Below are 8,459 nucleotides of genomic sequence, written 5' to 3' on the forward strand. Positions count from 1 at the left end.
TATGAACCTGGTTTAGAGTCAAGTATTTTCTTCATTTTCTGTGTTAATTCCGTAAGCTTTTCTCATCCAAGGTGCTACAACGTACAGTATGATCAATATCACAAAAAATTGCAGACCTGATATCACTGTGTCATAAAGTGAAAACTCATGCTTCAAGATAAAATCCATTACCACAGTAAATAAACTCATACCAACTGAAACTGTAGCTGCTTTGATTATTATCTGTTTAAAGATTTTTTTATTTAGTTTAAATTTCTCAAGCTTCATAATTATTCTCCATCGTAAACTGTTAATCCGTCATCTCCTGGAAACTGATGAGCGTAAATTGAAAAATATTCCCATGTATTAGTTCCACTGTCATCATATGATTTTCTATCTTTTTTCAGATAATCTTTGTATCGTCTTAATATCTCATCATCAGGATATTTTACTAATACATAGGTAATCATGTGATTCTCTTCATCCAGAAGCGCATATTCATATGTTCCACAGTTACCATCTGCTGCAATATATGCAGGATAGTTATACATGGAATCATCATACATGATTTCCTGAGTAATTTCATCCTCTTTTTTAGAAATTTGAGTTTTTATTGTACAACTTATCTTGGAAAGTCTCTCCACCTCAGCCTCGTAATCACTCTCACTATATGTAGCATTTAAGAACACAATGCCAGATGTGCTGGCTAAATCAGTATGAAGTCTTTCAGTATATGAACCCTCCTGAACCTTTTTAACGTCCTCTGGAAATACCATGAAGTAAGAATGCAAATCTACATGATTTTCATCGATTAGCTTCTGCTTGTCGTAGGCACTAAGACCATGTACACCTGACGTTCCCACTGGCTCAAATGTCTTATTCTTCATCTTCTCGTGATATGGATTTGTAGCTGAGGCATCAAAGCCTTCCAGTAGGTACTCCTCTGGAATATATTTTTCATATTTCAAATCCATGAAATAATTACAGAAGACCTGTTCAGCATAAATTATGCGCCCCTTGCCATCTGTCATGGCATAAATAAATCCGTGATAATCATCAGCATCCATGGCAAGAATCTGATAATCCTTCTCTCCAGTCACACCATAGATTCCAAAGTAATCATCATGTTCCTTTGACTCCAGGCGGGTAAGCTCTTTTTCGTAAGCCTCTAAATCATAATCTACTACAAGGTATCCTACATACTGAGCATCCCATGGATTGTAATAAACCAGCTTATAGTCTGCCACATTCATATCATCAGTGATTTTTCCTGGCCAGATATCTTCATCCATACCCCAGCGAGTCCTGTATTCCTCTTCTGCATTAGGGCCTGAACGATACTTTTCATAATCCTCAATATCTGTATGCGTTCGTACTCTACCGTCCACTAAAAATAGCACAAGCAAAAAGATAACCAGCCCAGTTGATGGGATTGCAAGTATAGCTCCTAAAATAATCAAAACTACCTTTATAGCTTTTTTTACAAGTCCCTTCCATGAAGCCTCCATGGCCTCCGCCATTTTCTTTTCCTGCTTTTCATCAAATGCTGCTAGCTCCACAACATCCGCTGAACACATCTTCTTATAATATTCTCTGCAGGCCTCACATTCATTTAAATGTTCGTTAACAACTTTCTTTGTATCATCACTACACACATCATCATGAAATAGAGGTAACAAATCTTTTATTACGTCACATGAATATTTCATTGTATTTCCTCCTGAATCTTAAGCTTAGCTCTGTGGAAGGTAACTCTGGCCCAACTTTCTGTCTTGCCATGTATCTTTCCAATCTCCGCAAAGGATAATTCCCCAAATGCTCTCATCCAAAACACCTCTTTATAAGGCTCCGGAATAAGATGTAAAACCTCGTGAATTTTTAGAGCTAATTGTTTGTTTTCAATTATCTCTTCAACATTCAATACATCGGGAGTATTACTAAGTTCCGTTTCGTTTTCAGAGCTGAACCTTTCCTCCTTTTTTCTTTGAGTAAAATATAGATTCTTTGCAATCTGGAATAACCAAACACTCAGCTTGCAGTCGCCTCTATATCCATCAATGCCTTTTAGGGCTCGGAAGAAGGTTTCCTGTGTAATCTCTTCCGCCAGGTCTGAGTTACTACAAAGACTCATTACAAAGCGATAGACTTGCGGATAATACAATTTATATATTTCCTCAAATTCCTTCACACATTTCTTCTCCTTTGTTTGTTTTATATCTATAAGACTCAGTCATGTGACTTTCGTTACAAAAATTTCAAAAAATTTTAAAAGGTTGATGCGAGCCTACTTTATCAGCTCAATCATCAACCTTACATTTTTAACCACTCTTTAATCAAGCATTTTAAATTTTTGATTTCACTTTTTAATAATCCCTATCAACGAATAAAGCCTATCATAAACCGTATCTTCCCCGGAAATTTTTTCCCTTAAAAAGGACTCTATCCTATCATAATCAAATTCAAAAGAACGATATTTTCTCAAATAGCTATCATTCAAATCGAAGCTTCCGCTGAAAGCTTTTGCAAAGGCTTTCTTCTTATTCTCTGTCATTGCTTTCTCTTGCGAATACCGTTTATTTCCTACAAAAAGGCTCTTACCATTATCAAATATGGGTGCTGGTCTAAATCTTTTCCCATCATAGATTAACCCCAAATTATTAAAATGCCTGTCCTCATTTAGGATTAACGCATCCACAGCAAAGGTATTTGCTAAATACTCTCTCAAATCAACTTTGGCATTTTTATCCATAAACTCAAGGACATAATCTATAGCCTCATCATAATCCATCCTTGCTGTTACTGTTGCTAAATCGCCACCCTGAATATTGGAATAAAGTCTATACAGAGTAATGAAGCTCTCATTAGGCTGCAAAAAGTTTTCACTCATACATCCAAATTCATCGTTAATTTTGATTTGACTATATTTAACATAGTCTTTATCTGGCAAATTTGTTAGCGTCAATATGTCAGATACAAGTTCCTCAACCTGACCTTCTCCACCATACCGATCGATTTTATACCAATTATTATCTTTGAAATATTTAATCTGAGTTCCATCACTTGTACCAGATTCCATAACAAGATATTCTGGACCAATTTCTATCTTAGGAAGCATTCTTTTTCCTCAACAAATCCGCATAGCAGATTGTCTCTCCTTCGAATTTAAACCAAGTTTTGTCTTGAACCATTTTTCCATGAGTTATCATGCAGATTTTATAGGGGTTAAACTCATCAAGACCAATCATTTTTAAAACCTCTTTAATATCTGGCCTGTGCTCATCCCAACAACGACGTCTTAATATCTCTCCAAATTCAAACCTGCTAATCTCATCCTTATAAAAAATCTGTTTTATTGGATTTACATCAAAGCGCTGAATCTTTACAGTAGTTTCACCAACGCGAATCGATGCAATAACCTCATCTTCCCACATAAGCAAGAAATCCTTTATAGGCTGCCCATTATCTTTTTGAGTAAACTGAATAAAAAGCTCGTCCATGCTTATTCCCAAAACTCTGGCAATCCTATATAAGCTTTCAGTCTTGGCATCTGTAATACTCTTTTTACCAGTAAACAAATTATAGATAGTAGAATACGCAACCCCAGAGCGCTCACTCAATGTATGTAAATTTAAATGGCAATTATTAAGTTTATCATTTAATAATATATCTTTATTCATATGATTATATTATCGCAGCTGCGATAAAATTTCAATGACCTACTCTACCATCTGCCCATAGAAAAGCACTTCATTCTCAGCATTTTCAAGTTCTGTATATACGATAAACTTGAAAGGCTCGTCAGCGTGGAACTCTTTTATCTCTGGTTCTTCTGTAGGCATTGCTGCTGACTCCACCATCATGATGGCTGTTACTGCAGCCGCCTCAAGACCTTCTTCATCTGTCTTGATTTTTGTCTTCTGGATGATTTCATCAATCATAACGTCATCATCTGTCATATCTGAGAAATCTGCTCCTCCACCAAAGGCCGATGTAGCTCCTCGGCTATTGAGATAGCCAATCATAATATCTTTTCCAAATTCGCTATCGATATCCATCTTTGGAAGCTTTACATCAACTGTACAACGCTGGGCATTTTTCATAGCGTTGTCTAAATCAGATATATTTCCAAGAACAAATGCAGTTTTTACACCATACTTCAAAGGAAGGATTACCAGCTTTCCACCGTCTTCCTCATAGTAGTAGAACTCATTAGTCTGGTTCATGAAATCCTTCTTAACTTTGCTTCCATCAAAAGTCTTAAATTCGTCTTCTTTAGTCGAATACTCTTCAAATTCTTCCATCCATGGTGCTCTCAAATAAAGAGCATTAGCAAGAATTAATTTGTAATCATCTAATTTGTCAGCAAGCTTTTCTATCTGGCCGTTTGTAGACTCATTTACCCAAAAATTTACAGAATCTGTAAGTTTTTCACCTGGTAATGAAGCGGCAGTAGCATCATAGTTTTTTGCCACCTTATCAATATATTCCTTCTTAAATTCTCCACCGCGGCTTTCATTAGCCCAGATAGAATTTACAATTTTAAAGGCTCCATCTGGAGTTCCTTCTCCATCTATATAATAGTCATCGTTTTTCTGAGCTGCCTCTACACTACCCTGATCTGCCTTTAACCAGTCATTAAAATCAACAGTGGCATTGTAAACAAGGTTGTACCACTCATTCATCTGCTCTTCATTTTCAAATCCAGCAGCCTTTAATAATTCCTCCTTTGTATCTCCACTTGCTCCTGCAATAGCAAGACACAGTGCTGCCTTATATGATGTTGGTGAAATCATGTAATTCTGATTTCCATAGTCTTTCTCCAAAAACTGTATAAGTCCTGAATCAAATTCATTCATACCCCCAAGCACCTCAATATTCGTATTTACGATTTTATGTTCAGTAGGAATTTCTGTAGCATTTGAAGCTGCATTTGTTGTGGTGTTTCCACATCCTACAAACATCCCCGTCAAAAGTATTCCTATTAATAAAGCACTTATCAATCTCTTTTTCATAGCGGTTACCTCCGTTATCTAAGTTCAAAAGTCATAACATCCGTTCCATCCTTAAATGCACCAGTTTTACTTGATTCATCGTAAACATCGTCAAGTTCATCATACGTATGATATTCTGCCGCCATAATTATATCTGCAGATTCTGTTGTGCCATTCTCATATGTTACAGTACAGGTTACAGTCACACCATCTAATATCTTATTTATAGCTGGCACTCTGTCCTCTGCGGTATCTGGCTCAAAAATGTCATGGTATAGCTTCTCATCTGATGGCACTTCACCTCTTACAACCACTCTAAAATATTTATCTAATTGATCTTCATATGCTACTGTATATTCTTTACCAAATTCAGTTGTTCCATTGGTTTTATCTATTTTTCCATCAGCTCCATAGCTATAGTTATAAATTGCCATATCATACTTATCTACAGAGTAGGTAATATTAGCAATGTTCTCGCCCTCCACTATCAACTGAGGAAGATAGAATTGAAATGCTATTCCATCACTATCTGTTCCACTAAAGCCATAGGTTGTATAATTTGGTCCCAGTTTCAAAGGTACTGTTTTGCCAGAATCCAAAAGTGTCTTCTCATTTTCTGATGCACAGGCTGTAATGGTAAATCTTCTGGTAGCAGGCGCAGCTCCTTCCACTGACTCACCTTCAATTTCAGCACCCTTTTCCTCTGGAGCTGATTCAATACTGTATGTCTCAGCTGCAGTCTCATCAAGTGACTCAAACGCACCATCTTCAGCAGGAACATTAGTTATCAACCTTATTGCACTTCCCGCAACCACTAAAAGACAGATACTTGCGGCAATAACTGCAGCTTTCCTGAAATTTATAATCTTACTTGCAGGTTTATATTCGTAGTATTTCTGGAGAACTTCGTCATCAATTCCATCCATGCTTTTATATAATTCTTCTTTATTCATGATGCTAAATACCCCTCCTTCAAAAGTCTTTTTTGTAGCTTTGCTCTGATGCGATTTAAAGCAACTGAAACATTATTGTTAGTCATCCCAAGTCGCTTACCAATAGCACTTATGTCTTCGGTATAAAAATATCTGCCTACAAAAATGAGGGCCTCTTTCTCTGGAAGATTTTTAACGAAATCGTTGATGATAGAAGACAGTTCATTTGCTAAAATTGACTGCTCCACGTTGTGATTCGCTGGAATACATTCCTGTAACTCATCCAAAACCTCTTCGATATTTCCTCCGCCACGCTTTTTCGCATGGAATTTCTCATATCTGTCAAAGGCAAGATTTCTGGTTATCTTACCAATAAATATGCGGAATATTTCTGGTCTTGTTGGTGGAATAACATTCCAAACTCTAAGATATGTATCATCCAGACATTCTTCTACATCCAACTCGTTCTTCAAAATCTTATCAGCGATTGAAGCGCAGTAATCGCCGTATTTGTAATCGGTCTCCTCAATTGCACGCTCATCTCTTTTGAAATAGAGCTCAATGATTTCTTCGTCTCTCATAGATTCCCCCTTTGTGAATTTGTAAGCCTTACATCTATATAGACGGAAAAACATCTGGTATATTACAAAGATTATAAAAAAGTTTTCAAAAAAAATCGACCATCATAGCGATAGTCGATTTTCGTTATTATTCGTTCTCAAGAATTTCCATAAATTCTTCGCCTGTATACTGGCCTTTTAAATCTACAAACAGATTCTTCTCTACTTCTTCCTCTACGCCTAATGACTGGATATTCTCAATCCATTCAACACCATCTTCGATAAGATGATAGTATGCTACTCCATAAGTTGTTTCATCTCGTTTCATCAGGTTCTTCTTCTCTGAGTACTTGTAATATTCCTCTCCATCAACCCAATAATCCCATTCCCAAACTCTATTTTTTGCCTTACCATCCTTATAGCTGTAGATATATAAATACTCGCACATTTCATCGTCTACAATTAATTCAGGAATATCATCTTCATCAATGAATGCAAGTGAATATGTTTTTTCCGAATAACAACTATCTATCTTAACAAATTGTTTATAGGCAGCTTGCCATGTATCATATTTTCCATCATCTGATACCTTCAATGCCTTCTTTATATTTTGAACACTGATATCACCATCAAGGATATCCATTACCCATGCTGAAGCTTTTCCATCTGTAAAGAATACATAGTCATCGTTAATATCCTTATTGCATATAGCTATAATCGCCTGAAGATTGTTATCCTTATCAGGACCTACAACGACAATATCTTCCAAGCCATCAGCATTTACATCAACAGCTTCAACATCATTTGCCTCTATAAGACTAATTGAATCATCATTGTAAGAATAACCAAGACCAAAAACATCATATTTATCATTTCCTTTTACCAGAACAACAGATGCTTCTGTATCTTCATCATTCTTATCCCACTTTTTATATGCATAAGCCTTTATATCATCGCCTATAAGTGGTAAATCAATATCAAATTCTTTCGAAGAGTGATCTGATGTCTCCCAGACATTTCTGCTGGATTTCACCATGTATCCACTAAGAGTCTTAATTAATACGATTTCCTTGTTAGGATGCCTATAGTAATAAGTGAAGTTGCTATATGCACTCTCCATTTCAAGAATGTAAATGTTTCCGTTTTTTATAGCATTGATACAATTATAGGATTCAAACTCATAGTCATCTACCTTTAAGTATTTGCCAGTAGGTTTATAGTATAACCAATCTAAGTTATCTTTTATATCCTTTAAATGCTTACCTGACTACGTGTTTCCCTGTCTGATTCATATTCACAAATTCCAGCTCCACCAGCCAAGACAGTATTCCAATCTATATCCTCAGCTCTTTCAAATCTGGTTCTTCAAAAGCCATTGTATTCTACCGAATCAAAAATATCTGCAACTTTCAAGCGCTCTCTGTATTTAAACTTAACAGTCTTTGGATCATTCTTTATAGCTTCAACATCCACAACTGTTTTTGCTGCATCCTCCAACTGTTTCTCACAGATATAATCATAACCATGCTTTCCGCCAACTCCTACTAAAGCCAGTATAGCCACAGCATATAAACCAATAACATATTTCTTTTTCATTTAATCATTTCCCTTTAAAAAACGTGCCCGTCTATCATAGCACTAAAGAATATGTGAGTCTATTGAATTAAAGATGAGTTTATCTGATTAAGAGAAGTCGATATTTACCGGCTTCTCTCTTTATTTGTTTCAACCTGCATGCTACAGTTTATATGGCCTTGTCTTGTATCAAGAGCAAGCCCTTCGGGAGCTGCGCTCTCTTGACACTGCACCAATAGCCATATAAATGGTAGTCAAGCAGGCTTGAAACTGGGATTGTGGCAAGTCACAACCTCTAACCAAGGTCCCTTAAGATTGCTTTATCAATTTGTAAGCTATAAACCAAGTGTTTTCGCTTGTCATTGATAAAATAACTAAGCTTGAGATGTCTAAATCATAAGATTTATCAATGGAGCTTCTAC

At 36.2% G+C, this 8,459-nt stretch carries 10 protein-coding genes; all 10 read right to left on the reverse strand.

Going from position 1 to position 8,459, the window contains the following annotated elements:
- Positions 1–18: 18 nt before the first annotated feature.
- Entirely contained in the window at positions 19–267 is a 249-nt protein-coding gene (locus G592_RS0100980; protein WP_028246169.1) for a hypothetical protein, read from the reverse strand.
- A gap of 2 nt (positions 268–269) precedes the next feature.
- Positions 270–1,688, reverse strand: a complete 1,419-nt coding sequence (locus G592_RS16790; RefSeq protein ID WP_051194690.1) for a zf-HC2 domain-containing protein — start codon at positions 1,686–1,688, stop codon at positions 270–272.
- Complete coding sequence (locus G592_RS0100990) at positions 1,685–2,167, reverse strand: RNA polymerase sigma factor (protein ID WP_028246170.1); 483 nt, start codon at positions 2,165–2,167, stop codon at positions 1,685–1,687. The genes G592_RS16790 and G592_RS0100990 overlap by 4 nt, the downstream gene beginning before the upstream one ends.
- A 168-nt stretch (positions 2,168–2,335) precedes the next feature.
- Positions 2,336–3,094 carry a hypothetical protein gene (locus G592_RS0100995; protein ID WP_028246171.1) on the reverse strand — a complete coding sequence of 253 codons (759 nt, stop codon included), beginning with the start codon at positions 3,092–3,094 and terminating at the stop codon, positions 2,336–2,338.
- Positions 3,084–3,656, reverse strand: a complete 573-nt coding sequence (locus tag G592_RS0101000) for a helix-turn-helix domain-containing protein (protein ID WP_015550163.1) — start codon at positions 3,654–3,656, stop codon at positions 3,084–3,086. The genes G592_RS0100995 and G592_RS0101000 overlap by 11 nt, the downstream gene beginning before the upstream one ends.
- 39 nt (positions 3,657–3,695) lie before the next feature.
- Positions 3,696–4,991 (reverse strand): serpin family protein, encoded by a 1,296-nt coding sequence (locus G592_RS0101005; RefSeq protein ID WP_028246172.1) that lies wholly within the window; start codon positions 4,989–4,991, stop codon positions 3,696–3,698.
- 14 nt (positions 4,992–5,005) lie between these two features.
- Entirely contained in the window at positions 5,006–5,923 is a 918-nt protein-coding gene (locus G592_RS0101010) for a hypothetical protein (RefSeq protein ID WP_028246173.1), read from the reverse strand.
- On the reverse strand, positions 5,920–6,483 hold the full coding sequence (locus G592_RS0101015; protein ID WP_028246174.1) for an RNA polymerase sigma factor: 564 nt from the start codon (positions 6,481–6,483) through the stop codon (positions 5,920–5,922). Before G592_RS0101015 ends, G592_RS0101010 begins: the two co-directional genes overlap by 4 nt.
- A 127-nt stretch (positions 6,484–6,610) precedes the next feature.
- Positions 6,611–7,582 carry a hypothetical protein gene (locus G592_RS0101020; protein ID WP_028246175.1) on the reverse strand — a complete coding sequence of 324 codons (972 nt, stop codon included), beginning with the start codon at positions 7,580–7,582 and terminating at the stop codon, positions 6,611–6,613.
- A 245-nt stretch (positions 7,583–7,827) separates the two neighbouring features.
- A complete protein-coding gene (locus G592_RS0101025) occupies positions 7,828–8,058 on the reverse strand; it encodes a hypothetical protein (RefSeq protein ID WP_028246176.1) in 231 nt (76 codons plus the stop codon).
- Positions 8,059–8,459 lie beyond the last annotated feature (401 nt).

Source organism: Pseudobutyrivibrio ruminis CF1b (assembly GCF_000424005.1).
Classification (GTDB): Bacteria; Bacillota; Clostridia; order Lachnospirales; family Lachnospiraceae; genus Pseudobutyrivibrio; species Pseudobutyrivibrio ruminis_C.

Excerpts from the sequence above, each read along its gene's own strand:
- G592_RS0101000 (WP_015550163.1), bottom strand. The coding sequence starts at position 3,656 with ATGAATAAAGATATATTATTAAATGATAAACTTAATAATTGCCATTTA.
- G592_RS0101005 (WP_028246172.1), bottom strand. The coding sequence starts at position 4,991 with ATGAAAAAGAGATTGATAAGTGCTTTATTAATAGGAATACTTTTGACG.
- G592_RS0101010 (WP_028246173.1), bottom strand. The coding sequence starts at position 5,923 with ATGAATAAAGAAGAATTATATAAAAGCATGGATGGAATTGATGACGAA.
- G592_RS0101025 (WP_028246176.1), bottom strand. The coding sequence starts at position 8,058 with ATGAAAAAGAAATATGTTATTGGTTTATATGCTGTGGCTATACTGGCT.
- G592_RS16790 (WP_051194690.1), bottom strand. The coding sequence starts at position 1,688 with ATGAAATATTCATGTGACGTAATAAAAGATTTGTTACCTCTATTTCAT.
- G592_RS0101015 (WP_028246174.1), bottom strand. The coding sequence starts at position 6,483 with ATGAGAGACGAAGAAATCATTGAGCTCTATTTCAAAAGAGATGAGCGT.
- G592_RS0100995 (WP_028246171.1), bottom strand. The coding sequence starts at position 3,094 with ATGCTTCCTAAGATAGAAATTGGTCCAGAATATCTTGTTATGGAATCT.
- G592_RS0101020 (WP_028246175.1), bottom strand. The coding sequence starts at position 7,582 with ATGGAGAGTGCATATAGCAACTTCACTTATTACTATAGGCATCCTAAC.
- G592_RS0100980 (WP_028246169.1), bottom strand. The coding sequence starts at position 267 with ATGAAGCTTGAGAAATTTAAACTAAATAAAAAAATCTTTAAACAGATA.